Annotated in this window: 21 protein-coding genes and 1 pseudogene; 7 read left to right on the top strand and 15 right to left on the bottom strand. The window is 70.3% G+C overall.

Going from position 1 to position 25,091, the window contains the following annotated elements; translation table 11 throughout:
• Nucleotides 1–71 precede the first annotated feature (71 nt).
• The 3 genes and pseudogenes from I5071_RS36170 to xdhB all read right to left on the bottom strand — a co-directional run bounded on the left by I5071_RS36170 (nucleotide 72) and on the right by xdhB (nucleotide 5,841).
• A complete protein-coding gene (locus I5071_RS36170; protein ID WP_236517915.1) occupies nucleotides 72–3,098 on the bottom strand; it encodes a DUF1254 domain-containing protein in 3,027 nt (1,008 codons plus the stop codon).
• 82 nt (nucleotides 3,099–3,180) lie between these two features.
• Nucleotides 3,181–3,390, bottom strand: a pseudogene (locus I5071_RS36165) (ATP-binding protein); the annotation flags it as partial.
• A 48-nt stretch (nucleotides 3,391–3,438) separates the two neighbouring features.
• Complete coding sequence (xdhB, locus tag I5071_RS36160) at nucleotides 3,439–5,841, bottom strand: xanthine dehydrogenase molybdopterin binding subunit (RefSeq protein ID WP_236517913.1); 2,403 nt, start codon at nucleotides 5,839–5,841, stop codon at nucleotides 3,439–3,441.
• Between the two features lie 63 nt (nucleotides 5,842–5,904).
• Here xdhB and I5071_RS36155 point away from each other — a divergent pair, with 63 nt between their 5' ends.
• On the top strand, nucleotides 5,905–6,366 hold the full coding sequence (locus tag I5071_RS36155; protein WP_236517912.1) for a hypothetical protein: 462 nt from the start codon (nucleotides 5,905–5,907) through the stop codon (nucleotides 6,364–6,366).
• Nucleotides 6,363–6,965, top strand: coding sequence for a hypothetical protein (locus I5071_RS36150; protein ID WP_236517911.1), 603 nt, complete (start codon nucleotides 6,363–6,365; stop codon nucleotides 6,963–6,965). The genes I5071_RS36155 and I5071_RS36150 overlap by 4 nt, the downstream gene beginning before the upstream one ends.
• 71 nt (nucleotides 6,966–7,036) lie before the next feature.
• Here the strand turns inward: I5071_RS36150 and I5071_RS36145 are convergent, their stop codons facing one another.
• Nucleotides 7,037–8,467 carry a xanthine dehydrogenase small subunit gene (locus tag I5071_RS36145; RefSeq protein ID WP_236517910.1) on the bottom strand — a complete coding sequence of 477 codons (1,431 nt, stop codon included), beginning with the start codon at nucleotides 8,465–8,467 and terminating at the stop codon, nucleotides 7,037–7,039.
• Between the two features lie 52 nt (nucleotides 8,468–8,519).
• Here I5071_RS36145 and I5071_RS36140 point away from each other — a divergent pair, with 52 nt between their 5' ends.
• Both I5071_RS36140 and I5071_RS36135 read left to right on the top strand, forming a co-directional pair.
• The gene (locus I5071_RS36140; RefSeq protein ID WP_236517909.1) at nucleotides 8,520–9,530 is read left to right on the top strand and encodes a hypothetical protein; all 1,011 of its coding nucleotides are present in this window, start codon (nucleotides 8,520–8,522) and stop codon (nucleotides 9,528–9,530) included.
• A 4-nt stretch (nucleotides 9,531–9,534) separates the two neighbouring features.
• On the top strand, nucleotides 9,535–10,437 hold the full coding sequence (locus I5071_RS36135; RefSeq protein ID WP_236517908.1) for a hypothetical protein: 903 nt from the start codon (nucleotides 9,535–9,537) through the stop codon (nucleotides 10,435–10,437).
• Here I5071_RS36135 and I5071_RS36130 read toward each other — a convergent pair whose 3' ends face one another.
• Nucleotides 10,438–10,692 carry a hypothetical protein gene (locus tag I5071_RS36130; protein WP_236517907.1) on the bottom strand — a complete coding sequence of 85 codons (255 nt, stop codon included), beginning with the start codon at nucleotides 10,690–10,692 and terminating at the stop codon, nucleotides 10,438–10,440. It lies immediately after the preceding gene.
• 94 nt (nucleotides 10,693–10,786) lie between these two features.
• On the opposite strand from I5071_RS36130, the gene I5071_RS36125 reads away from it, so the two are divergent.
• Nucleotides 10,787–12,160: a DUF2029 domain-containing protein gene (locus I5071_RS36125; RefSeq protein ID WP_236517906.1), complete on the top strand. Its 1,374-nt coding sequence runs from the start codon at nucleotides 10,787–10,789 to the stop codon at nucleotides 12,158–12,160.
• A 3-nt stretch (nucleotides 12,161–12,163) separates the two neighbouring features.
• Here the strand turns inward: I5071_RS36125 and I5071_RS36120 are convergent, their stop codons facing one another.
• Nucleotides 12,164–12,970 carry an arylamine N-acetyltransferase family protein gene (locus I5071_RS36120; protein WP_236517905.1) on the bottom strand — a complete coding sequence of 269 codons (807 nt, stop codon included), beginning with the start codon at nucleotides 12,968–12,970 and terminating at the stop codon, nucleotides 12,164–12,166.
• A 74-nt stretch (nucleotides 12,971–13,044) separates the two neighbouring features.
• On the opposite strand from I5071_RS36120, the gene I5071_RS36115 reads away from it, so the two are divergent.
• Complete coding sequence (locus I5071_RS36115; protein ID WP_236517904.1) at nucleotides 13,045–13,953, top strand: LysR substrate-binding domain-containing protein; 909 nt, start codon at nucleotides 13,045–13,047, stop codon at nucleotides 13,951–13,953.
• Here the strand turns inward: I5071_RS36115 and I5071_RS36110 are convergent, their stop codons facing one another.
• The 6 genes from I5071_RS36110 to I5071_RS36085 form a co-directional block, all read right to left on the bottom strand.
• Complete coding sequence (locus tag I5071_RS36110; RefSeq protein WP_236517903.1) at nucleotides 13,954–14,349, bottom strand: cupin domain-containing protein; 396 nt, start codon at nucleotides 14,347–14,349, stop codon at nucleotides 13,954–13,956.
• A gap of 52 nt (nucleotides 14,350–14,401) precedes the next feature.
• Entirely contained in the window at nucleotides 14,402–15,913 is a 1,512-nt protein-coding gene (locus I5071_RS36105; protein WP_236517902.1) for a hypothetical protein, read from the bottom strand.
• 367 nt (nucleotides 15,914–16,280) lie between these two features.
• Nucleotides 16,281–17,120 (bottom strand): DMT family transporter, encoded by an 840-nt coding sequence (locus tag I5071_RS36100; RefSeq protein ID WP_236517901.1) that lies wholly within the window; start codon nucleotides 17,118–17,120, stop codon nucleotides 16,281–16,283.
• A 120-nt stretch (nucleotides 17,121–17,240) separates the two neighbouring features.
• The gene (locus tag I5071_RS36095; RefSeq protein WP_268921175.1) at nucleotides 17,241–18,551 is read right to left on the bottom strand and encodes an ammonium transporter; all 1,311 of its coding nucleotides are present in this window, start codon (nucleotides 18,549–18,551) and stop codon (nucleotides 17,241–17,243) included.
• A 226-nt stretch (nucleotides 18,552–18,777) separates the two neighbouring features.
• Nucleotides 18,778–19,509: a hypothetical protein gene (locus I5071_RS36090; protein WP_236517899.1), complete on the bottom strand. Its 732-nt coding sequence runs from the start codon at nucleotides 19,507–19,509 to the stop codon at nucleotides 18,778–18,780.
• A complete protein-coding gene (locus I5071_RS36085; RefSeq protein WP_236517898.1) occupies nucleotides 19,502–20,389 on the bottom strand; it encodes a transporter in 888 nt (295 codons plus the stop codon). Before I5071_RS36085 ends, I5071_RS36090 begins: the two co-directional genes overlap by 8 nt.
• Nucleotides 20,390–20,522: 133 nt before the next feature.
• Here I5071_RS36085 and I5071_RS36080 point away from each other — a divergent pair, with 133 nt between their 5' ends.
• Nucleotides 20,523–21,269 carry a ZIP family metal transporter gene (locus I5071_RS36080; RefSeq protein ID WP_236517897.1) on the top strand — a complete coding sequence of 249 codons (747 nt, stop codon included), beginning with the start codon at nucleotides 20,523–20,525 and terminating at the stop codon, nucleotides 21,267–21,269.
• A 4-nt stretch (nucleotides 21,270–21,273) separates the two neighbouring features.
• Here the strand turns inward: I5071_RS36080 and I5071_RS36075 are convergent, their stop codons facing one another.
• The 3 genes from I5071_RS36075 to I5071_RS36065 are packed head-to-tail and all read right to left on the bottom strand — an operon-like array spanning nucleotide 21,274 to nucleotide 24,927.
• A complete protein-coding gene (locus I5071_RS36075) occupies nucleotides 21,274–21,501 on the bottom strand; it encodes a hypothetical protein (RefSeq protein ID WP_236517896.1) in 228 nt (75 codons plus the stop codon).
• 55 nt (nucleotides 21,502–21,556) lie between these two features.
• Nucleotides 21,557–22,516: a ribonucleotide-diphosphate reductase subunit beta gene (locus I5071_RS36070; RefSeq protein WP_419249682.1), complete on the bottom strand. Its 960-nt coding sequence runs from the start codon at nucleotides 22,514–22,516 to the stop codon at nucleotides 21,557–21,559.
• Nucleotides 22,517–22,557: 41 nt separating this feature from the next.
• Nucleotides 22,558–24,927: a ribonucleoside-diphosphate reductase subunit alpha gene (locus I5071_RS36065; protein ID WP_419249612.1), complete on the bottom strand. Its 2,370-nt coding sequence runs from the start codon at nucleotides 24,925–24,927 to the stop codon at nucleotides 22,558–22,560.
• Nucleotides 24,928–25,091 lie beyond the last annotated feature (164 nt).

Here is a 25,091-nt window from a genome sequence, read left to right as displayed (position 1 = left end):
CTCGCCCGACTACGACGACTCCGGGGTGTACTTGCCCGCCGTGAGCCTCACGGCCGAGTTCACCTGTCGAGTCACGCGCTGACGCGCGGAGTCGTGTGGCGGATCTCGCCGGGACGCCAGGTCTTGTCGAAGAACGAGCGCAGGGGGCTGTAGAGGCGGAGCAGCACGAACCAGCCCTTGCCCGGCACGGTCTGGATCCAATTGCCCTCGGGCACGCCCTGCGGTCGCTCGGGGGCGAAGAACACGGTCACCGATCCGTCCTCGCTCGCGACCGCGGCGGGCGACGGATGGGCCTGGCTGCCGGCGCGCGGGAATCGCTGCGGCGTCTGCAGCATCGAGCGCGTCTGGTTGTCGTAGAGCGTGAGCGACCAGAAGAGCGCGGCGGGGATCCCGCGCGGCAGCGTGAGCTCGTAGGTGCTCGCTCCGTCGAAGGGATCTCCGTCGGCGTCGTAGAACGAGCCGAGATATTGCGAGCCGGCGTTCTCGAGCCGCATGCACATCGCCGGCGTGATGCCGGTCGCGAGATAGAACATCTGGGTGCGCGCATCGAGCGCGCGAGCACCGGCGCTCGGTGCTTGCTCGACTCCCTCGCTCGTGATGTGCGGCGGCGGTCGGAGGAACTCGTATCCACCCACGAAGAGCGGGTTCGACCACCCGGACTGCTCTCCGTAGTAGCGGAATCCCTCGGCCAGGCGCGGGCGCATCGCGATGGTGCGCGCTGCAGCGTTCGCGACGACGATCGCGTCGCTGAGGATGCGCTGCATCCGCGCGTCGGGCCGGAACGGACGACCCTTCATGATGCCGATCGCCGCCGCGTGGCCCGCGATCTCGGGATCGAGCGCCTCCGCCGGCTCGAGCTGCACGACCGCATCGAGCATCTCGAAGAACGACTCGTCGTTGGGCGGGATCGTGTTCATCACGAGCCCCGTGCCCTCGACGAAGCGCGGCGGGCGCGCGGCCGCGCCGAGCACGCCGAGCGGGCCTTCGCCGCGCAGATAGGCGCCGATGCTGCTGCCGACTCCGCCGGCGACGTAGGGGTGGATCTTCAGCTCGCGGCGGATGCGCGCCGCTGCGGGCGCGGGATCGTCGTCCTCGAGGAACGCGCGGCCGAGCAGGAGCGCGTGATCGGTCCGCGCGCGGAACACGTAGAAGCCGCCCTCGGGGAGCGGCCCCGCGTAGCGCTGGGGCACGATCAGATATCGCCCACCTTCGCCGCGATCGGGGCCCGACGTGCCGACGTCCGCGACCCAGCGGAACCACATGTCGTCGATCACGCCGAGCGTCTTCGGCGGGATCTCGAGCACGAGCGGCCCGGCGCTCAGATCGAGGGTCGACCAGAAATACACGGTGTCGCAATTCGCAGTGAGGAAGAGCGATTGCGAGTCCATCAGTCGCGAGAACACGAGAACGTCGTTGTCGCGCACCCCGACGTCGTGGAGACCCTGGCGGATGGCGTAGGCGGAGACTGCCTGGAGGCCATTCAGATAGGCATTCTGGGCATGCACGAAGTCGAGATGATCGTAGAGGCGTGCTGCCGTCTCGGACCTCGGGATCCCGTCGTGGAAGCGCAGATGTCCGATCGCGCTCTCGATCGAGTCGGGCGTCGAGATCGAGCGCAGCGCCGCCGGCGAGATCGTCCGTGCGCGGGCGGGCCCGCGATCGACGCGCGCCAGATCGCTCGGCTTCCACGCGCCGTCGAAGCTCGCGGGCTCGGGGCCGTAGATGCGCATGTACAAGAAGAACCCGGTGCCCGGCGTGGTCTGGATCCACGAGCGCTCGCCACCGGCGGGCGCGGCGGGGCCGAAGTACAGGTGCGCGCACCCGTCGGGGCCGGGCTCGAACGTGCGCTGCAGCGAGCTCAACACCGCGACGTCCTGCGCGGTGCGGACCTGCGATCGCGTCTTCGAGTCGTACGCGGTGACCGACCAGAAGAGGCCCGCCGGGACCGGCAGCGGAACGCGCAGCTCGTAGGTGTTGGCGCCGTCGAGGTAGGCGCCGCTCTCGTCGTGGGCGGCGAGGAAATAGATCGATCCACCTCCCGGCTCGCGCCGGAACATCGCGGGCGAGGCGCCGATCGCCTGCACGAACCAGCGATCGCGGGCCTGCAGATCGAGGTGGCTCGGCGACTCGAAGTCGGGGTTCGCGGTCAGGCCGATCCACTCCCACCGTCGATCGGGCCACACGAGGAGATCGGGCCGCCCCGCCGCGAACCCCTCGACGCGCATCTGATCGAGCCCGGTCTCGGTCGCGGCCTCGAGGATGCGCTTCATGCGTCGATCGGGCGCGAAGGGTCGCCCTCGCTCGATACCGAGCGCGGCGAGGAGCCCGTACATCGGTCGGAATTCTTCGCGCGGCGGCTCTTGCTCGAGCACCGCGTGCAGCCGGCGCCAGTACTCGAGGCTGTCCTCCCAGCGCAGCGGGGACGTGTCGATGTCGCGATTCGACACGTCGATCACGTCGAGCGGTGCGTCGGGCCGCGCATACGGATGGATCTTCACGCGGCGGAGCGCTTCCATCGCGCCCTCGGTGCCGCTCTCACCGGGGATCGCGCGCAGCGCGAGCAGCGCTCGGCGCGTGGGTGATCGCGCGACGAGATGATCACGCGGGATCTCTCCCGCGTAGTCGCGAGGGAGCACGAGATATCGACCACCCTCGCCGCGATCGGGCCCGGGAATGCCGATGTCGCCGATCCATCGGTGATCGTGATCGTCGACCATTCCGACGTAGGGCCCGGGCGGGAGATCGATGACGGTGGGACCCATCGACTGGAGATCGAGCACACAAGCGGCGTACGGAGTGTCGGAGTTGACGGTGAACCCGACGTGCCGCGGGCCCGCGGCGAGCACCATGATCGCCTTGCCGTCCTCCACGCCGGCCTCACGACTGCCGTGGAAGATCGCCTCCATCGAGACCGTCGGATAGAAGAACCGATAGGCCTGCACCGCGCGCTGGAGATCCTGATCGTCGTAGATGCTCCGTGCGGCGTCGGACGTCGGATATTCGTGCTCGAACTCGGGTCGCGCGGTGTGCGGATCCATGAGCGCGTCGCGAGCAAAGCGCACGCCCAGGCGCAGCGCGCGCCGGATCGAGAGCGGCACGTCGAAGCAAGATGGCGCGCCGCCACGCGATCGCAGTGACGCCCCGCCGCAGCGCTCAGCGACGGAGGTCGGTCAGCGCGCGCATGTCCGGCGCGATCCCGCGTCCATCGTCGTCGACCACGAACGAGCCGTCGCCCTCGATCGTCACCCGCACCCGCGACGCATGCCCCGCGAGGTGCTCGTCGATCGCGTTCGCGACCGCCTCCCACAGCAGCTGCAAGAGCCCCGACCCGTCGCGCACATCGCCGACGTACATCCCCGGCCGCTTCCGAATCGCTTCGATCACATCCATCGACGACAGCTCGCCTGAGCAAGCGGGGCTGGGGGGCCTTCCGAGAACTCAGCTGCGCACGCCGACGATCGGCTCGGGCATCGTCACCCGGCCCTCTTCGCGCAGCGTCTGGATCGCCCAGAACACCTGCTCGGCGGTCGCGGGCGACGCGAGCGCCACCGCGCCCCGACGGCCCGTCGTCGCGCACGCCGCGACGGCGTCGCGCAGCGCCTCGCGCGCACTGATCGCGAGCATCAGCGGTGGCTCGCCCACGGCCTTGCTCCCGCCGACCACGCCCTCCTGGCGCGCGCGCTCGAGCAGCTTCGTGCGGAACACCGGCGGGCACTCTCCGAGGCTCGGCAGCTTGTACGTGCTCGCGTTCGGCGTCCGCAGCGCGCCCTTGTCGTCCCACACCAGCTCTTCCTGGGTGAGCCAGCCCGCGCCCTGCGCGAATCCGCCCTCGACCTGCCCGACGTCGATCATCGGAGAGAGCGAGTCACCGACGTCGTGCAGGATGTCGACCCTGCGAATTCCGTACATCCCGGTGAACGCGTCGACCTCGACCTCGGTGATCGCTGCGCCGTACGCGAAGTAATAGAACGGCCGACCACGGCCCTTGTCGCGATCCCAGTGGATCTCCGGCGTCTTGTAGAAGCCCGTCGCGCTCAGCTGCACGCGCTCGTGATAGGCGCGGTCGATCACCTCGGCCCACGGCAATTCACGCCCATTGCCGCGCACCACACCGCCCTCGATCGTCACTGCGTCGCTCGCGCATCCGAGCATCGACGCCGCGACCTCGCACACCCGCGCGCGCAGCGCGTCGCACGCGTTCTTCACCGCGGCGCCATTGAGATCGCTGCCGCTCGACGCCGCGGTCGCGCTGGTGTTCGGCACCTTGTCGGTGCGCGTCGGCATGATGCGAACGCACGCGAGCGGCAGGCCCAGCGCGTCCGCCGCGACCTGCAGCATCTTCGTGTGCAGGCCCTGGCCCATCTCGGTGCCGCCGTGATTGATCTGGACGCTTCCGTCCTTGTAGACGTGCACCAGCGCGCCGGCCTGGTTGTACCACTTGGCGGTGAACGAGATTCCGAACTTCACCGGCGTGATCGCCAGTCCGCGTTTGACGCTCTGACTCGATGCATTGAATGCATCGATCTCACGACGTCGCGAGTCCCACTGGGCGTCGCTCTTCAATTCGCTCCAGATGCGTGCCAGTCGGTCCGCATCGTCGACGCGCTGTCCGTAGTGCGTCTCGTGACCTTCGCGATAGAGGTTCTTCTCGCGCACCACGTCGGGCGAGAGGCCCACCGCGCGCGCCACGCGATCGAGCACCTCCTCGATCATCACCATGCCCTGCGGCCCGCCGAACCCACGGAACGCGGTGTTCGACGACTTGTGCGTCCTGCAGACACGCCCCGTCACCGCCATCGCGGGCACGTAGTACGCGTTGTCCGAGTGGAAGAGCGCGCGGCCGAGCACCGGGAAGCTCAGATCGAGCGACCAACCACCGTCGCTCCACAGCGCGAGCCGCAGCGCGCGCAGCGTCCCGTCGGCGTCGCACCCCACGCGATAACGACCGAGGAACGGATGGCGCTTGCCCGTGAGGATCACGTCGCGCGCGCGATCGAGGCGCACCCGCACCGGGCGCTTCGTCACCACCGCGCCCACCGCGGCGACCGACGCGAACGGGTTCGCCTGCGTCTCCTTGCCGCCGAAGCCGCCGCCCATGCGCAGCTGCTGCACGACCACGTCGCTCGCCGGCACGCCGAGCACGCGCGCCACGACGTCCTGCGTCTCCGTCGGATGCTGCGTGCTCGAGTGCACCATCATCGCGCCCGACTCGTCGACGTACGCGATCGATGCCTGGGTCTCGAGATAGAACTGCTCCTGACCGCCCACGTAGAGCTCGCCGTCGATCACGATCTTCGAGGCCGCGAGCGCCGCGTCGACGTCGCCGCGCACGATGCGCTCTTCGTCGGTGTGGAACGCGCCCGCGTCGATCGCCTGCTCGATCGTGAGGATCGCGGGGCGCGGCGTGTACTCCGCGATCACCCGCGCCGCGCCGAGCTTCGCGGCCTCTTCGCTCTCCGCGAGCACCCACGCGACGGGCATGCCGTGGAAGAGGATCTCGGAACGCGGATCGCCGTCGACCGCAGGACGCGGGAAGAGCGGCTCGTCGCGGCGGTTCGCGCCGGTGTCGTTCTCGCCCGGCACATCGGCCGCCGTGAGCACCTTCACCACGCCGCTCACGTCGTACGCGGGCACGACGTCGAGGCGCTCGAGCCATGCGTGCGCGTGCGGCGCCATCACCGGCCACGCGTGCAGCACGCCGTGCATGCGCGTCGCGAGATCGTCGGTGTAGAGCGCGGCACCGGTGACGTGCGCAGTCGCGCTCTCGTGCGGGATCGAGGCGCCCACCGCGCGCGCTCCGGGGGGCGCGGTGTGCTTCGGGGTCGAGCGAGGCTCGTTCATCGAGCGATGGTAGCGCGAAGGCGGTGCGCCCTGGTGTATCGTCGCGCGAGACCGGAGGGGGAGATGACGGCCGCGAGGATCCCGTTCACGCCCGCCGACGAGAGCGCGATTCGCACGCTCGTCGGCACGATGCTGTTCCTGCTCGTCGTCAACTTCGTCTTCGGAGCGCTCGGGCTGCTCGGCGGCTGCCTCAGCTTCGCCGGCGTCCCCGCGCAGGCGCAGTTCCATCCGATGGCGGCAGTCGGTGCCGCGATCACCGCGCTGACGATCCTGCTCTACGGCGCGGGGATGATCGGCCAGGGCGCGCTGCTCGTGCAGGTGCGGCGCGCGCTCGAGCAGGTCGTCACCACCGACACCCAGGATCAGGCGCTGCTCGCGACGGCGTTCGCGCGACTGCGGCTCTTCTTCCTGCTCGAGGCGGTGCTCTTCTTCGTGATGATGGGCATGCAGTGCGGCGGGTTCCTCACGCAGGCGTTCGGGCCCGCGACGCCGATGATGCCGGGCGCGATGGGAGGTGGGATGTGAGCCCGCCGCAGCAGTGGGGTGGAGGCGGCGGTGGATTCGGACCGCCGCAGGGTGGCGGTGGATTCGGACCGCCGCAGGGTGGTGGATTCGGACCGCCGCAAGGTGGCGGTGGTGGATTCGGAGCGCCGCCTCCCGGTGGCGGTGGATACGGCGGCGGTGGCGATTCGCCGCTCGGCCGCATCGCGTTCTCTCCCGAGGACGAGAAGAACATCCAGCAGACCGCGCTCTTCATGAAGATCGCGGGCGGCCTCGCGATCCTCGGATCGCTGTTCAGCATGGTCGGCTCGGTCGGCGTCGGGCTCTACCGGCAGATGCCGATCGGCGGGAACGTCTGCTTCGGCGTGATGGGGCTCGGCGTTCAGGCGCTGCTCGCAGTGCTGCTCTTCATGGCGGCGAGCGCGTTCGAGAAGATCACGACGAGCGACGGACAAGACCAGCAGCTGCTCGCGGACGGTCTCGGCAAGCTGCGCATCTACTTCCTCGTGAAGGCGGTGCTCTGGGTGCTCGGCATCCTGCTCTGCTGCTGCGGCTTCGTGCTGATCATGACGATGGGCGCGGCGATCTTCGCGGCGCTCGGCTCCGCGCTCGCGAACCAGTGATCAGCCGAGACGCCGCTCGTAGAACACGGCGTCCACCGCGCCCGGCGCGTGCGCGGGCTCGAACGGAACGATCATCGCGCGGCGACCGTCTCCGCCTCGTCGGTGACGAGCTTCTCGAGCAGCGCGCCGATCATCGCGCGCCGGTACTTCGCGCTGCCACGATGATCGTCGATCGGCGCGAGCTCACCGCGCGCCGCGACGACCGCCGACGCGATCGACGCCGCTCCGAGCGGCTTCCCGATCAGCGCGGCCTCGGCACGGCGCGCGCGGATCGGCGTGGCCGCGACTCCGCCGTACGCGAGACGCGCGCTCGTCACGACACCACGCGCGTCGAGATCGATCGCGAACGCGCCCGCGACCGTCGAGATGTCGTCCATGCGCCGCTTGCTGACCTTGTAGAAGCGCTGGATGCCCGGCAGCGGACGCGGGATGCGCACCGCGCGCACCAGCTCGCCCTTCGCGAGCGCGGTCTTGCGATAGCCCGCGAAGAACTCGTCGATCGCGACCGCGCGATCCTCGTTCGGCCCCGCGATCACGACCTCGGCGCCGAGCGCGAGCAGGACCGGCGGCGAGTCGCCGATCGGCGAAGCGGTCACGAGATTTCCGCCGAGCGTCGCGCGGGTGCGGATGAGCCGCGACGAGAAGAGCGGCAGGAGCTGATCGAACATCGCGACGGTGCCGTGCAATCGCTCTTCGAGGCGCGCGAGCGGCTCGCCCGCGCCGATCTCGATCGCGCTCTCGCCGACGCGCACGCCGCGCAGCTCGGCGACACGATCGAGCGACACGATCCCGGCATGGCGCACGTGGCGCTGGTTGATGTCGACGACCACGTCGGTGCCGCCCGCGACGATCGTGAGATCGGGCTCGCGCGCGAGCAGCGCGGTCGCCTCGGCGAGCGTCGTGGGGCGATGGAAGCGCCGCGTCGACGACGCGTACGAGAACGGCTTCGCGTCGGGCGCGGGCGATTCGAGACGCGCGCGATGCGCATCGTCGGCATCGTGCCGGGTGCGGCGGATCGTCGCGAGCTCGTGCGCGGCGTCGCGGATCGGGCGATAGCCGGTGCAGCGGCAGAGGTTCCCCGCGAACGACTCCTCGTCGAGCGGGCCTTCGTCGCCGCGGTAGTACTCGGCGAAGAGCGACACCACGAAGCCCGGCGTGCAGTACCCGCACTGCGAGCCGCCGCCCTTCGCCATCGCTTCTTGCACCGGGTGCAGCACGCGCTCGCTCGGCGCGATGCCTTCGACGCTCACGATCTCGCGCCCCTGCGCCTGCACGACGAGGAACAGACAGGAGTTGATCGCCTCGTAGCGCGTGCGTCCATCGGGCCCCGTCTCGACCAGCGCGACCGCGCACGCACCGCACTCGCCCTCGGCGCAGCCTTCCTTGCTCCCGGTGAGCCCGCTCGCCCGCAGCCAGTGCAGCAGCGTGGTGTTGGGATCGACTCCGCGCGCCTCGACCTCACGCCCATTCAGCCGGAACCGGATCGCCTCCGAGATCGTCATCGTCGCGCGATGGTAGCGCGAGACACCGCGCGTCGGTCATCGTGTGTGCGGCATGGGCGATCGCGCCAACCTGGTGTTCGTCGAGCACCGCGAGAGACGCGTCTTCTACGGACATTGGTCGGCGAAGACGCTGGTGAACGAGCTCTTCTGGGGCGCCGATCACGCGCGCAGGTGGATCCTCGATCATCGCGAGGTCGGCGACGAGGGCTGGCTCGACGACGTATGGGCCGAGGGCGGCGCAGTGCTCGACGTCGATCGTCGCGAGCTCCTCCTCTTCGGCGGCGAAGAGCTGCGTTGCGACGCGGCGCGGCGGCGCACCTATCTCGCGCTCGTACGCGAGGTGTGGACCGGTTGGGATGTGCGATGGGCGGAGCGCGGCGTCGTCGATCTCGCGGAGCGCGCCGGTGTGCCCGCATCGCTGGTGCGCTCGGAGCAGGTGCTCATCGATCCGATCACCACGCTGCCGTCGCCCGACGACGATCACGAAGCGAACTGCATCGCCACCTTCGTCTTCGAAGACGGCCGGATGCGGCACTTCCCGCTGGCCCTGTTCATCGACGAGCACGTCACCGGGGGCGTCGAGCTCGTCGAGCTCGCGCGCAGTGTCGAGGGCCGCGAGCGCTTCGTGTTCGCGCCGGCGCGCGACTGGTGGCTCGAGGGCGGCTTCCACGTGGACGTCGCCGCGCGCCGCGTCGTGCTGTGGTGCGGGCGCGACCTGCCGCGCCTCGACGAGATCGCGGCGCGCTGGAGCGGCTACGAGCTCGTGCACGTGGGCGCGAGCTGGGAGGAGCACGTCGCGCTCTCGCGCGGGACGCTGGTCATCGAACCACTCTCCGAAGACGAGCGCATCGCCGAGCTCCGCGCGAGCCTCGTCACGGGCTCCGTCGCGGGTGATGGCCGCGCGTTGCTGAGCGAGATGATCGACGAGGCGGAGCGCGAAGGACGGAGCGTGCAGGTGAATCCGTACGCGCTCGACGAGCCGGCGCGCGGGATCGCGCTCGATCGAGCCGCGATCTTCGATGCCGCCGTCGCTTCGATGCGCGCACGCGATCGCTCATCGTAGGCAGATGCCCTCGCACGCCCTCTTCGCGATCCTCGAGCCCGACGGATCGACATCGCTCTTCCACTCACGGTGGCGCGGCGGTCTGTTGCACGCCGATCTGTTCTGGGGCGCGGAAGCGATGCTCGATACGATCCGTGCTCAGGACGCGGTCGACGCGATCCCGGGCATCGTCGACGAGGTCTGGTGCGACGGTGGCGTCGTGCTCGACCTGCGTGCCCGTACCGCGCTCTGGTTCGGTGGCTGGCCGGGGTCGAGCATTCCCGCGCGGCGTCTGCATCACGCGATGCTGAGCGAGCTGTGGCCAGGATGGGCTCTGCGTTGGGCCCACGAAGGCATCGTCGATCTCGTACGCGCGATCGGCGGTGACATCGCCCGCGTGATCGATCGCCACCCACTGCCTCCACTCGAGCCTCGCTTCGAGCTCGACGGGCTCACGGGATGCGTGTCGGTGCGCAACGCGACGGGAGCGCTCGCGTTCTGGCCAATCGCAGTGCTGGGTGAGGAGAGCGGGCGCCTCGTGCTCGATCGCCTCGATCCCAACGAATCGCTCCCCACGCTCGATTTCGCCGAGTGGACCGACGAATTCCCGGACGTCGGGCTCCACATCGATCATGCGGCGCGCACCGTCGAGCTCTGGTGCGCGCACTGGCTCCCCGATCACGATCGGAGGCTCGCCCACGCGTGGCCCGGCTGGCAGACCCGCTGGGCGCGCGATCTCTTCGAGACCCAGCTCGAAGCCACGTCGGGCCTGCTCCGATTCCCCGAGCCATCCCGCGCTGCGCTCGTCGCCGACGTCCGCGAGGGATTGCTCCACGACGTCGGCAGCCTCGCGCGCTGGGAGCCCCGCGGCCCCCACGACATCGCGCGCGCTGCCGCGCGCTTCGACGCCGCGCTCGCCCGCCTCTGATCACATCAGCTTGTTCACGCCGCGGCGCACCAGCGCGCGCAGGATCGCGATCGGGATCGCCACCGCGATCGCGCCGCCGCAGAGCCACGGCGAGCGCACCGCGCCCGGCAGCACCTCCCACGCGACGAAGCCCATCACGGCGACGAACGCGACGATCACCACGACGCTCATCACCTCGCCGTAGCGCCGCTGCGCGGCGCGCACGCGCGCCTGCTCTTCTTCTTCGCGCCGTCCGAGCTCTTCGAGAGGGTCCATCGCCGGCCCATCCTGCCGCACCCCGCGCGCCCCGTCGCTTACCGAACGTTCGCGTTCTTGTCGCCCCGTCCCCTCCGGCTATCCTCGCGCCCGCATGTCCCGCGCCCAGCAGATCGCTCGTCGTCTCGCGCTCCCGGCGGCGATCTGGGCGATCAGCGCCGCGGTCTACGCAGGCGTCGCCGGACCGCGCACGTCGGGCCCGACCCCCGACAACCACTTCGTCCACCTCGCCGACTCGTTCCTCCACGGTCAGCTCGGCGTGCTCGGCAATCGACCGCCCGGCACCAACGACTGGGCCTGTTACGACATCGAGACCCAGGACGTCTGTCCGCCCGGCGCGTTCTCGCATCCGCGCGACACGCAGCGCTGGTACATCTCGTTCCCGCCCTTCCCCGCGATCGTCATCCTGCCCGCGGTCGCGCTCTTCGGGCCCGACATCTCCGACGCGCTCTTCTGGGCGCTCTTCGCCGGCCTCGCGCCCGCGCTGCTCTACGTGATCCTCCGGCGCCTCCGCGAGACCGGTCGATCGCAACGCAGCATCCGCGACGATCTCCTGCTCACGACGCTCTTCGCGTTCGGCACCGTCTTCTTCTTCACCGCGGTGCAAGGCGCGGTGTGGTTCGCGGGGCACGTCGTCGGCGTCGTGATGATCCTCGGGTACGTCTACTTCGCGCTCGACGCGCGACGTCCCGCGCTCGCCGGGCTCATGCTGGGCCTGGCGTTCATGACGCGCGCGACCACCGCCGCGCTGGTGCTCTTCTTCGCGATCGAGGCGATGCGCATCTCGCGCGTCGGCCCCGAGCCCGAGTACGGCGATCAACCGAGCATCGCGCGCCGCGTCTATCTCTGGACCACGCGCGTGCAGTGGCGCGAGGCGCTGAAGCGCTGGGCGATCTTCGCGGCGCCGATCCTCGTCATCGGCGCGATCGCGATGTGGATGAACGAAGAGCGCTTCGAGAATCCGTTCGAGTTCGGACATCGATATCTGATGATCCGATGGCGCGGCCGCATCGAGACCTGGGGCCTCTTCAGCTACCACTATCTCTCGAAGAACCTCGCGGTCTTCCTGACGTCGCTGCCCTGGCTCACCGCGCACGAGCCGCACGTGATCATCAGCCGCCACGGCCTCGCGCTCTGGTTCACGACACCCGCGCTCCTGCTCGCGCTGTGGCCGCGCCGGGTCGATGCGCAGATCGTCGCGCTCTACGTCGCGAGCGCGGCAGTCGCGATCTGGAACCTGCTCTATCAGAACAGCGGATGGGTCCAGTTCGGATATCGATTCGCGCTCGACTATCTACCGCTCGTGTTCGTCGCGATCGCGCTCGGCGGACGACGATTCGGCCCGGGGTTCCTGCTGGCACTCGTGTTCGCGATCGTGGTGAACACGTTCGGCGCGATCACGTTCGATCGCGCCTGGCAGTACTACGACGACGACGGGACCCAGGATCGCGTCTTCCAGCCCGATTGACGCTCACCGCTCGGCGAACAGCCGCTCGAGCGGCGCGTCGATCCCCGAGAGATCGATCCCGAATTCGCGCTCCAGCACCCGACGCAGCTCGGCCGCGCTCGCGATCGTGTGCACCTCGGCGGGCCCGTCGGGCGTCTGGAACGTGAGCTCGCGATTCACCAGCCGGAGCCGACCGTTCTTGGTGGGGCGCGCCGCGATCAGGTTCTGCACGAAGCGCGACGCCGGGCTCGTCGAGGTCCACCAGTTGAGCGTCTCGTAGTCGGGCGCCAGGAACGTCGCGTCGTCGAACCAGTAGAGCGCGCGCCATCCCTCGCGCGACCTCACCTCGAGCGCGCGTCTCTCCCCCTCGGCGCGAAACCGGAACGTCTCGAGCGGCGTCTCCTGCTCCACGTCGTCGACGAGCCGCAGCGGCGCGAGCGGGGTGATCAGCCCGAACCCGACGTCGGCGAGGTACGAGCCTTCCTCGAGCTCCACCCGCAGCACCATGTGGCTGCGCGGCAACACCACGTCGTCGGGCACGCCCCACCGCACCCGCGCCGCGCGCCCGTGCACCTCGAAGCCGAGCGCGCGCAGCACGTGCGCGAGGAGCCCGTTCTGCTCGTAGCAGTACCCACCGCGTCCGCCCCGCACCAGCTTCGCCTCGAGCGCCGCTGGCGCGAGCTCGACGCTCCGTCGCGACCAGGGATCGAGGCACTCGAACGCGATGGCGCGAGGATGCAGCGCGTGGAGCGCCCGCAGTGTCGCCAGCGTCGGTGTGCGCGGCCCCTGGTATCCGATGCGCGCGAAGTAGGCATCGACGTCGATCGTCATGTCCATCATCCTGCTGCGTGGACGATCGCGGCACCAGGACCTCGCATCGAACGCATCGTCCCGCAGGTGGAACGATGGGCGATTGGAACGACCTCGCAGTGCTCGTGAGCGTCGCGGAGCACGGCGGCTTCTCGGCGGCGAGCCGCGCGCTCGGCGTGCCGAAGTCGAGCCTGAGCCGGCGCCTGCAGCTCCTCGAGGAGCGCCTCGGCGTGCGGTTGCTCCAGCGCACCTCGCGCAAGCTCACGGTCACCGACGTCGGCGAGGAGGTGCTCGAGCACGCCCGCGCGATGCGCATCGAGGCGGAGGCCGCGGAGAACGCCGCGCGGCGTCGCGTCGCGGAGCCCAGCGGGACGATCCGCGTGACGTGCTCCGCGGGGATGAGCCGCGACATCATGGGCCCGCTACTGCCGCGCTTCATGCGCCGTTTTCCCAAGGTCGACGTGTTCCTCCACGCGACGAACCGCATCGTCGATCTCGTCGAGGAGCGCTTCGATCTCGCGCTCCGCGGCCACGTCGGTCCGCTGCCCGACACCGGGCTCGTGCAGCGCTACCTCTCGCCCTCGTGGTGGAGGCTCCTGGCGTCGCCGCGGTATCTACGGGTCCGCCGCATCCCGAGGACACCGCGCGATCTCCGCGCGCACACCGGTCTCTTGCTCGGTGGCCCGAGCGCGGTCGCGACGTGGACACTGCAGCGCGACGAGGTCACCGAGGAGATCCCCTTCGTCCCGCGACTGCGGAGCGATGATCACTCGCTCCTGCTCGCGGCGGCGAGCGAGGGGCTCGGCATCGTCGCGCTGCCTCGCTACATGTGCCGCGACGAGCTCGAGCGGGGCGCGCTGCGCGAGGTGCTGCCCGAGTGGCAGGTGGGCGATCATCGACTGACGCTCCTCGCGCCGTCGCGGCGTGGACAGCTCCCCGCGGTGCGCGCGCTCGCCGACCATCTCGCGATCGAAGTGCCGCGCCTCGTCGGGCCGCCCGGGTGATCAGCTCCGGTGCTCGCGGAACCACTCGGCGATGCCGGGCATGTGGTCCTCGAAGTCGCCGGGCACCGAGATGTTGAGCATGCCCGCGCGCGCATCGGTGCGGTTCTCGAAGTCGTGCGTCACGCCGCCGGGCGCGAGCACGAACGAGCCGCGCGGCGCGTCGATCCAGCGATCGCCGAGCAGGAAGCTGATGGTGCCCTCGAGCACGTAGAAGACGTCGTCCTCCTCGTGCGAGTGCGCGCCCGGCCCCTGCGTGTGCGGCTCGAGCCACCACTCGGAGATCGAATAGCGATGATCGGTCTCCTCGCGATCCGCGAGGAACACGGCCGCGACGCGGCCGCCCGGATAGACGCGCCCGGCGCCGGGAGCGAGGTGGATCGGAGGTCTCGTCGTCATGCGTCGACGATATCGATCCCCGCCGAGCGCGTCTTGGAAGGAATCGACACGCTCACTCGCAGCGAGCGACGCAGACCCCCGCATCGTGCGACGTGGGGACGCAGACGAGCTCGGCGTCGCAGCCGCCGAGCCCCCAGCCGCACGTCGCTCCGACGTCGAGCAGATCGACGCAGACGTCGCCGCCGCACACGCCCTCGCAGTCGCGGTACCACCCGGTGCGCATCCCGTCGCAAGCCTCGCCGGCCGCGCGGCGCACGCACACTCCGTCGCGGCACACGCCCTCGAAGCACGCGTCGGTGCAGGCCTCGCCGATCGCCGGCAGCGCCGCGCAACGTCCATCGACGCATGCATGGGTGAGCGGACACGCGACCTCCGCGCCGCACGCTTCGCCAGGAAGCGCGATCGCGATGCACCGCGCGCCGACGCAGCGCGAGCCGTTCTCGCAGGGCCGCGTGTCATCGCACGCCTCGCCGCGCGCGGCGATCGGGTAGCAGCGGTGCGAGTAGATCTCGCCGGCGATCGCGCAGACGTGGGTCTCGGGGCAGCTGTCGAATGCGTGGAACGGGTAGTCCCCCGCCGGTCCGACGCGACACCACGAGCCATCGGCGGTGACGGAGCAGTGCTCCACGCCGTCTCCATCCGAGTCCGCGCAGAACGGAGCCTCGGCTGCGCATTCGTGGTTTCCGGCGCACCGATCGCCCGCGACCCCCAGCGGCGCGCAGCGCGGCGGTGCGGAGTCGGTGTCGCAGCGAAGGCCCTCCACACACGGCTGCACCGGCCCGCACGCATCGCCGAGCGCGCCGCGCGCAGTGCAGATCCCGTCTGCGCACCACGCGTCGTCCTCGCAGCGCGCGACTCCCATCGCGCACGCCTCGCCGACCGCGACCACCGGCACCGGCGCGCACCGACCCTCGACACACGCGTGCGCGATGCCATCGACGAGCGCGCAGCGATCCCCGACGTCACACGCCTCGCCGGCGCCGAGCGACCACGCGCGACACCGCAGGCCTTCGTCCTCGACCACGCAGGTCGCGCCATCGGCACACGCGCGCGCAGCGCTGCACGACTCGCCTCGCCGCGGCAGCGCCTCGCACGCGCCGCCGCACGCACCATCGAGGCTGCGGCAATACAGGCCCGGCGCGCACTCGCTGGCCATCGTCACGCCCAGCGTCGGATCACACGCGCCGGCGACCTCGACCAGCCCGACGAACGGCCGCTGACACGCGATGAGCGCCGGCACCAACGTCTGCGGCGCGACGCGACAGCTCGCCGCATCGATCGCGGCGAGGCACCCGCTCGCGATGTCGTCGTCGAGCCTCGTCGTCCGACCGGCGCGCGCCGCGGCGCGGCGCAGGTACGCGTAACCTTCTTCGTGACACGCCGATTGGTGGCGCTCGGCGAAGCCGGCGAAGTCGGTCTCGCAGCGCGCGTGGAACGCGCACATCGCGTCGAGGTACGCGTCGACCCACGCGCTCGCGCGCTCGTCCTCGCGCTCGCGCGACGAGACACACCCCGACAGGACCACCAACGCCGCGAACGTCGCGGCCCACTGCGATGGGCTCATGCGCGCCGATCCTCGCACGACGCGGCGATCCCGCAGCGTGGAGTTCGCTCACGCACGACGTGGCCCTCGGCGCGCCTGCGACGGGTGGACGCCGCAGGCGCGCCGAGCGCCGAGGTGCTCCGCGCGCGCCAGGAGGAAAGCCGGACCACGCGCGCGAAGACCGAACAAGGTGCCGGCTCGCGGGGAAAGGGGATGGTGGAAACTGCGAGCCGGCGGAAAGGACTTCGGGCAGGGGTTCCCTCCGTCCGAATGCCGCGTCGGGACGAAGCACCGACTGACGAAGGAGAACCTAGCGCGCGACTATTTCGGGCGTGTGTACGGGTCGGAAAATGGATGCGGCGTCGACGCATCGCCGTCGAACAGCGCGTCAACCACCCACGCGCACCGCGATCACGCCCATCGCGACCACCGCCGCCGCGATCAAGCGCCGCCGCCCGAACGGCTCGTCCAGCGCGAACGTGCCGATCAACGCCGCGAACACCACCGAGATCTCGCGCAGCGCGGCGACCAGCGCGATCGGCGCGCGCGCCATCGCCCAGAGCGCGATCGCGTAGCCCAGCGCGGACAGCACGCCGCCGATCAGGCCGACCTTCCACCGCGTGCGCACTTCACGCGCGAGCGGCGCGCGACCGATCGCGAGCGCACCGATCGCGAAGAGCGCGCCCTGCAGCGTGCACAGCCACGTCACGTAGGTCGCCGCATCGCCCGACGCGCGCGTGCCGAGCCCGTCGAGCATCGTGTACGTCGCGATGCACACCGCGATCACCAGCGCGATCCCGATCACGCGCCGCGACGCTGCGCCACCCTGCGCGCCGAGCAGCAGCACGCCGATCGCGATCGCGATCGCGCCGATCATCGCGACCGCACCGGGACGCTCGCCGGGCACGAAGATCGACATCGCCGCGACGAGCAGCGGCGGCAGGCCGCGCGCGAGCGTGTAGACCACCGAGAGATCGCTCTCGCGGTACGCGCGCACCAGCAGCGAGAAGTACACGAGGTGTGTGGTGATCGACGCCGCGAGGTGGGGCCACGCCGCGCGATCGAGCGGCCCGACCACGAAGAGCAAGGGCGCGCCGAGCAGCGCCCACGTGATCGACAAGCCCGTCGACGCGGCGAGTGGATCGCCGCCGCGCCCCTTGATCATCGCGTTCCACACCGCGTGCGAGAGCGCAGCCGCGAGCACGAGCAGGAGCACGAGCGTGGTCATCGCCGTTCCGAACGCACGCTGCACCGGATACGCATCCCGTGCACGCGCCGACGGAACGCGAGAGCCCCCGTCGCATCGCTGCGACGAGGGCTCTCTTCGAGCTCGAGACCGGCGGGACGATCACTCGCCGGGCGCGACCTCCGCGACCACCACCGGGGCCTTCGCCGCCGAGGGCTCCACCTCTTCGGGCGCCGGGCGCATGCCGATGCCCGCCGTCGCGTACGCCTCTTCGCCGTGGAGCGTGATGTCGAGACCTTCCTGCTCCATCTCGGCCGCCGGGCGCAGGCCCATCACCTTGTCGATGATCTTGAGGAGGACGAACGAGACGCCCGCCGCGTAGACACCCGCGACCACGACGCTGAGGAGGTTCTCGATGAAGAGGCCGGTGTTGCCGAACGCGAGGCCGTCCTGGCCCGCCGAGTTCCACACCGTCGACGCGAGCACACCCGTGAGGATCGCGCCCAGCGCGCCGCCGACACCGTGCACGCCGAACGCGTCGAGCGCGTCGTCGTAGCCCACGCGGGTCTTGAGGAGCACGCCGAGGTAGCAGATGACGCCCGCCGCGAGGCCGATGCCGAGGCCCGCCATCGGACCGACGAAGCCCGCCGCCGGGGTGATCGCGACGAGGCCCGCGACCAGACCCGACGCCACGCCGAGCGCGCTCGGCTTCTTGTGGCGCACCCACTCGATCGTCGCCCACGCCAGCGCACCGGCGCCCGCCGCGATGTGCGTGTTCACGAAGGCGAGCGACGCGAGACCGCCCGACGTCAGCGCGCTGCCGGCGTTGAAGCCGAACCAGCCGAACCACAGCATGCCCGCGCCGAGCAGCGTCATCGTGAGGTCGTGCGGCAGCATCTTCTGCTTCGGGTAGCCGAGGCGCTTGCCGAGCACGAGGGCGAACACGAGCGCGCTGATGCCCGAGCTCAGGTGGACGACGGTGCCGCCCGCGAAGTCGAGCGCGCCGCGCGCGCCGAGCCAGCCGCCGGGGCCCCAGACCCAGTGGCAGAGCGGGTCGTAGACCAGCGTGGTCCACGCGAGCGTGAACACGACGTACGAGCTGAACTTCACGCGCTCCGCGAACGCGCCGCTGATCAGCGCGGGCGTGATGATCGCGAACATCAGCTGATAGACCATGAACAGGATGTGCGGGATGGTCTGCCCGCTGCGCGGCTCGAGGCCGACGCCGGCGAGGAACATGTGATCCAGCCCGCCGATCCATCCTCCGACCGTCGGCGCGAAGGAGAGCGAGTAACCGATCACGACCCACTGGATCGTGACGAGCCCCAGCGCGAAGAACGAGTGCATGAACGTGGAGAGCACGTTCTTGCTGCGCACGAGCCCGCCGTAGAACAGGGCGAGCGCCGGGGTCATGAGTAGGACGAGTGCCGCCGAGACGAGCACCCACGCCGTATCCGCGCCATTGATCTCCATCGGGCCTCCCGCCTGCCGCGCCCACGTGATCAGGGCAGCAACATCGAGGGGGGAAGCTAACGGTCCTGTGTTTCCGGCGCGTATACGACCGGCAAAATGGCGAGCATCGCGGGAATGCTCGCCACGAGGCGTCCGAGACCGCTCGTTTCGCCGAAAACGCGGTGATCTCGCGGACGACGGCGCTCGTCGCTCGAACATCGGCCCCGCGCGGGTCGATGTCGACGTCTCAGTTCGAGTCGATGTCGAGCGCCGCGAGGATCGCGCTCAGCACGGTCGCGCCGTCGGCGATCGGGTCGGGCGCGCCGGGATCGACGCGCTCGAGCGAACCGGCCAGCGAGACGCGCAGCGCGAGGTGCGCGGTGCGCGCGTGATCGTCGAGCGTGATCGGCGTCGCGAGGCGGATGACGCGCTCGCGCTCGAGATCGCTCGCGATGGTCATCACGTCGTCGCGCAGCTCGAGCGTCGGGCCCTCGGCGTCGCCCGCCACGCGCACCCGCACGTCGCAGTAGCGGCCGGGAAGGATCGTGAGGCGCCCGAGCGCGATCGGCGTGGGATCGGTCGCGTCGATCACGAAGGGACCGAGCGCGCTCGTCTCGTCTTCGTGGGCGAGCGCGATCGCGGGGCCGAGCAGGGAGGAGAGCGAGGCGCGCTCCTCGGGGCACCGCAGCAGCGCGATCGACGCGATGCGCAGCGATGCGTGCTCGATCACGTGCGCATCACCGCGCGCGTCGAGCACGTCGCCCGGTGCGTCGTCGGACGCGATCGTCATCTCCACGCCGACGCCCGGCGTGGTCCACGCGCAGTGCGCGAAGAGCATCGCGATCACGATCACCGCGAGCGCGCGCCGCTCGGTCCAGCTGGAGCGCTCGCTGGCGGAGGACCAGCACCGGAGCGTGTGGCCCACGCGGACGGGAGGGCCCTGCGCCGGCGAGCCGATGTCGGACACTCGCTCAGACATCGAGGGCCATCCCGAGCTCGACGATGGGACCATCGGCGCGATCGCCGGTGAGCGCCTGCACGAAGGGAAGGCGCGCGACGAGCCAGAGCAGCACATCGCCGCCCGGCGAGATCATCACCCCGGGCGACGCGAACACGACCGCGCCTCCGCCCGCCTGGGTCTCTCCGCGCAGCAGCGGATCTGCGTCGATGCGCGCGTCGACACCGATCACGAGCGCGAGCTCGTTCATCGGCTGCCACTGACCCTGCCACGCGAGGCGCACGCTCGCGCCGTTGCGCCAGCCGCCCGTTCCCTCGGTCGGCACCGTGAGCAGCGCCGTCGTGTGCATCGAGAGCTCGCGCGCGAACCACGACCACGCGAGCCCCACCATCGGATCGAACGATCCGCTGCCGGTCTGCGCGTCGAGCGGCAAGAGCGCGCCGTTGTCGTCGTGGAGGCGCGTCGGCGTCGGCAGTCGCGCGCCGACCTGCGCGGAGAGCAGATGCTCGGGCGCGAACGCGCGATCGCGGAACAGCACGAAGCGCGCGCGAAGCTCGGGATCGCCCACCCCGATCGTGCTCTCGTGTTGCAGCGATGCGTGGGCGACCTCGCGCCACACCAGCGGCGCGAACACGCTCAGCGTGAGCCACTCGTTGGGCGACGCCGCGACTCCGAGGATCGCGCGCTGATCGAACACCTCGACCCGCGCGAGCCCGCGCCCTTCGGAGTACGAGAGGTGGGTGAGCGCGAGCGAGAGCCGCACCCGCCCCGCGAAGGGCTGCTCGACGCCGACGGCGGTGAGCGTCGGATCACCACATCCACACGTCGCGCACGCGCGAGCGAGCGATGGTGCCGCCAGCGCGACGAGCGCGAACAGCAGCGCGAGCGAGCGGACCGGCATCGGAGCGCGCGGGTTCTAGTGCGGGTCTCCGCGCCCGTCGACGGACGAATTGTCGCAGCCCCGCGGACCACACCGGCGTGCAGGTGCGCCGAGCCGCGCTCGCGACGGAGCGGGCCGTGCCGATGTCACGGGCGTGATCGAGGCGTTCGCCTGGGGACTGCTCGCATCGTCGGGCCTGGTCGCAGGGATGGTGGTCGGCGTGGTCGGACGGCTCGCGCATCGCGCCGTCGCCGCGGTCATGTCGGTGGGCGCCGGGGTGTTGCTGGCGACCGCGACGATCGATCTGACGACGCACGCGCTCGATCACGTGGGCGTCGCGGCGACGGTCGCGTCGATCGTCGTCGGCGCGGCGGTGTTCAGCCTGGCCAACGCGGCGCTCGCCAAGGCTCGCGATCGCAAGCGCTGCGGGGAGTGCGTCGCCCAACCGACCGAGGCGGACGCGCCGGGCAGCGGCACCTCGATCGCGCTCGGCACCGCGCTCGATGCGATCCCCGAGGCCGCCGTGCTGGGCATCTCGCTCGCGGATGGTGCGCCCGACCTGGCGCTCGTCGTGGGGCTCGCGCTCGGCAACGTGCCCGAGGCGCTCTCGAGCGCCGTGGGCATGCGCCACGCGGGCCGCTCGCTGCGGTACGTGGTGGCGCTGTGGTCGGGGATCGCACTGGGCGCGGCGCTGGCGACCGCGTTCGCATCGCGCGCGCTGATCGACCTCGGGGACGCACCGATCGCGGTGGTCGAAGCAGGCGCCGCGGGCGCGCTGCTCGCGATGGCCGCGGAGACGATGATCCCCGAGGCGTTCCACGGGAGCCCGCGCTTCTCGGGAACGCTCGCCGCGGTCGGGTACGTCGCCCTGCTGGTGCTCGGCGCCGCGACGCTCCCGTGAACGATCAGAACGGCGCGCGGCGCACCGTGCGCGGCACCTCGCGCACCAGATCCGCGCGTGCCTCCGTGGCGCGATCACGAGGCCGAGCGCGCGCGACCGTCGTGAACACCGAGGGCGCCTGACGACGGCCGTGCACGATCACCGGCGGCCCCTCGACCGGCGGGTCGGCGCGGACGATCGAGGGGGCGATCACGACACACAGCGCGAGCAGCGAGCCGAGCATCCTGCGCATGGCGTTCTCCGGGTCGAAGCCCGTTCCGACCGCGCCGTGCGGCGAAAGTTCCCGATCAGAATGCGTCGTCGAACGTCACGGTGCCGGTCACGCCCACCTGGTAGGCCGAGACCCGGCGCTCGAAGAAGTTCGCGACCTCCTGCACGTCCTGCAGATCCATGAACCCGAACGGGTTCTTCGCGCCGTACCCCGGGCTCCATCCCAGCGTGGCGAGGCGCTGATCGGCGCAGAACTGCAGGTACTCGCGCACGTCGCGCACCGAGAGCCCGGACACGCCGCCCGAGAGCAGGTCCTCGGCGAACTGCACCTCGCACTCGATCGCCTCCGCGACCATCGCGCGCACGTCCGCTTCCATCTGCAGGTCGAAGAGCTCGGGCTCCTCCTCCCGCACCACCCGCACGATCTCGAACGCGGCGGCCATGTGCGCGCTCTCGTCGCGGAACACCCAGTTGGTGCCCGCCGCGAGCCCGTGCAGCAATCCGCGCGATCGCAGGAAGTACACGTACGCGAACGCCGCGAAGAAGAAGAGCCCTTCGATGCACGCCGCGAAGCAGATCAGGTTGAGCACGAAGCGCCGGCGATCCTCGCGGGTCTCGAGGCGCGTCATGTCGTGCACCGAGTCGAGCCACCGCAGCGCGAACTCCGCCTTCTTGCGGATCGACGGGATCGTCTCGACCGCCGCGAACGCGCGCGCGCGCTCGTCGGGATCGGGCACGTAGGTGTCGAGCAGCGTCAGATAGAACTGCACGTGCAGCGCTTCTTCGTAGAGCTGCCGCGACAGGTACATGCGCGCCTCGGGCGCGTTCACGTGCTTGTAGAGCGAGAGCACGAGGTTGTTCGCGACGATCGAGTCGCCGGTCGCGAAGAACGCGACGAGGCGCTGCACGAGGTGGCGCTCGGCGTCGCTCATCTTCGCGCGCAGGTCGTGCACGTCGGTCGCGAAGTCCACCTCTTCGACGGTCCAGGTGTTCTTGATCGCAGCGCGGTACATCTCGAAGAACTGCGGATATCGCATCGGCCGCAGCGTCAGCGAGAGGCCGGGATCGAGCAGCGCGTTCACTGGCACGCCTCGCAGCTCTCGGGGTTCTCGAGCGAGCACATCACCGACGCGAGCGGCGTCGGCGAGGGCGGTGCGGGCGTGGGCGTCGGCACCGTCGCCTTCGCGATCTTCGTCGCAGGGCGCGAGCGCAGGTAATAGGTGGTCTTCAGTCCGCGCTTCCATGCATGCATGTACATGGAGGAAAGCTGTCCGATGCTCGGGCTCTCGATGAACAGGTTGAGCGACTGGCTCTGATCGAGGAACGCGCCGCGATCAGCGGCCATGTCGATCAGCGAGCGCATCGGGATCTCCCACGCCGTGCGATAGATCGCGCGGATCTCCGCGGGGATCTCCTCGATCGACTGGACCGATCCCTCGGCGAGCTTGAGGCGCTGGCGCATCGACTCGTTCCACATCCCGAGCGCCTTGAGCTCGGTGACCAGATATCGATTCACCTGGAGGAAATCGCCGGAGAGCGTCTCTCGCTTGAACAGATTCGAGACCTGCGGCTCGATGCACTCGTAACACCCGGCGATCGACGCGATGGTGGCGGTCGGCGCGATCGCGATCAGCAGCGAGTTGCGCAGGCCGTGGGCGCGAATGCGCTCCCGCAGCACGTTCCACCGCTCGACATCGGTGGGCGTCACGCCCCACGCGTCGAACTGGAGCTCTCCGCGCGCGGCGCGGGTCTCGGGGAACGCCGGGTGGGCGCCGTGCTCGATCGCGAGCTCCACCGACGCGCTCAGCGCGTGGAAGTAGATCTCCTCGGCGATCTTCTTCGAGATCGCGCGCGCCGCGTCGCTGTCGAAGGGCAATCGCAGCTGGAAGAAGACGTCCTGCAGGCCCATCACCCCGAGGCCCACCGGGCGCCACCGCAGGTTCGACGCGCGTGCGGTCTCGATCGGGTAGTGGTTGCGGTCGATCACGCGATCGAGCTGGCGCACCGCGATGCGCACGGTCTCCGCGAGCATCGCGTGGTCGAGCTCGCCGCCGACCACGTGCTTGCCGAGCTGGATCGATCCGAGGTTGCACACCGCGGTCTCGCCCTGCGACGTGACCTCGAGGATCTCGGTGCAGAGGTTCGACAGGTGCACCACGCGACCGGGCAGCGCGGTCTGGTTGCAGGCGCGGTTCGACTTGTCCTTGAACGTCATCCAGCCGTTCCCGGTCTGGGCGAGCGTCCGCATCATCCGCGCATAGAGCTCGCGCGCGCGCACCTTGCGCTCGAACAGGCCCGCGCGCTCGGCGTCCTCGTAGGCACGATCGAACTCGTCGCCATAGAGATCGACGAGGTGGGGAACACGCTTGGGATCGAAGAGCGACCAGTCGGCGTCGGACTCGACACGACGCATGAAGAGGTCGGGGATCCAGTTCGCGAGATTGAGGTTGTGGGTGCGCCGCGCTTCGTCACCGGTGTTGTCGCGCAGCTCGAGGAACTCCTCGACGTCGGCGTGCCACGGCTCGAGATAGACGCAGCACGCGCCCTTGCGCTTGCCACCCTGATTGACCGCGGCGACGCTCGCGTCGAGCGTCTTGAGCCACGGCACGATCCCGTTGGAGTGCCCGTTCGTGCTGCGGATCAGCGAGCCCCGGGCGCGCACCCGGTGGTACGCGAGGCCGATCCCGCCCGAGAATTTCGAGAGCATCGCGACGTCGGCATAACGGCGATAGATGCTGCCGAGATCGTCCTCCGGCGAGTCGAGGAGGAAGCAGCTCGAGAGCTGCTCGTAGCGAGTGCCGGAGTTGAAGAGCGTGGGAGAGCTCGGCAGGTACGAGAGCGTCGAGAAGCGCTCGTAGAGCTCGAGCGCGTCGCTCACCGACTCGGAGAGCGCGGTCGCGACGCGCAGGAAGAACTGCTGCGGCGTCTCGACCACCAGGCGCGCCTCGGGATGGCGCAGCAGATAGCGATCGTAGAGCGTGCGCAGTCCGAAGTACTCGAAGAGCTGATCGCGCTCGGGACGGATCGCGTCGTTCAGCTTGCGCGCATGTCGAGCGACGAAGTCGAACAGGCGATCATTGACCAGGCCGAGCCGGTGTCCGGCCGCGATCGACTGCGAGAACGCGTGGATCTCCTGGCCGCGCACTTCTTTGTCGACGTACGACGCGAGCAGGCGCGCCGCGAGCTTCGCGTACTGCGGCTCTTCGGCGATCAGCGCGGCCGCGGTGTGGATCGAGAGCTGATCGAGCTCGCGCGTGGTCGCACCGTCGTAGAGACCGCCGATGGTGCGCGTCGCGACGCGCATCGGATCGACGTCGTCGAGCCCACCGGCGCAGCGACGCACCGCGCGCACGATCTTGTCGACATCGACTGGCTCGCGCGCGCCATTTCGCTTGGTCACGCGCATCGTCGTCCGAGTGCTCGATTCGCTCGTCTCGATCTGCAGCATCGCGTCGTCCTCCCCTGCGTCGTCGTCGTGCGGACGGACGAGGGCGCGACGCGCGCGACGATGGTGCCGCGCACGTGCGACCTCCGCCCCCGCGGGCGGCCGAGATCCACGCGAGCGAGCACGACGGCTGGAGATCGAGCGCGACGCTCGACATCACCGTCGGC

This window comes from Sandaracinus amylolyticus (assembly GCF_021631985.1).
Lineage (GTDB): Bacteria > Myxococcota_A > Polyangia > Polyangiales > Sandaracinaceae > Sandaracinus > Sandaracinus amylolyticus_A.
This window is presented reverse-complemented; position numbering and strand designations above follow the sequence as displayed.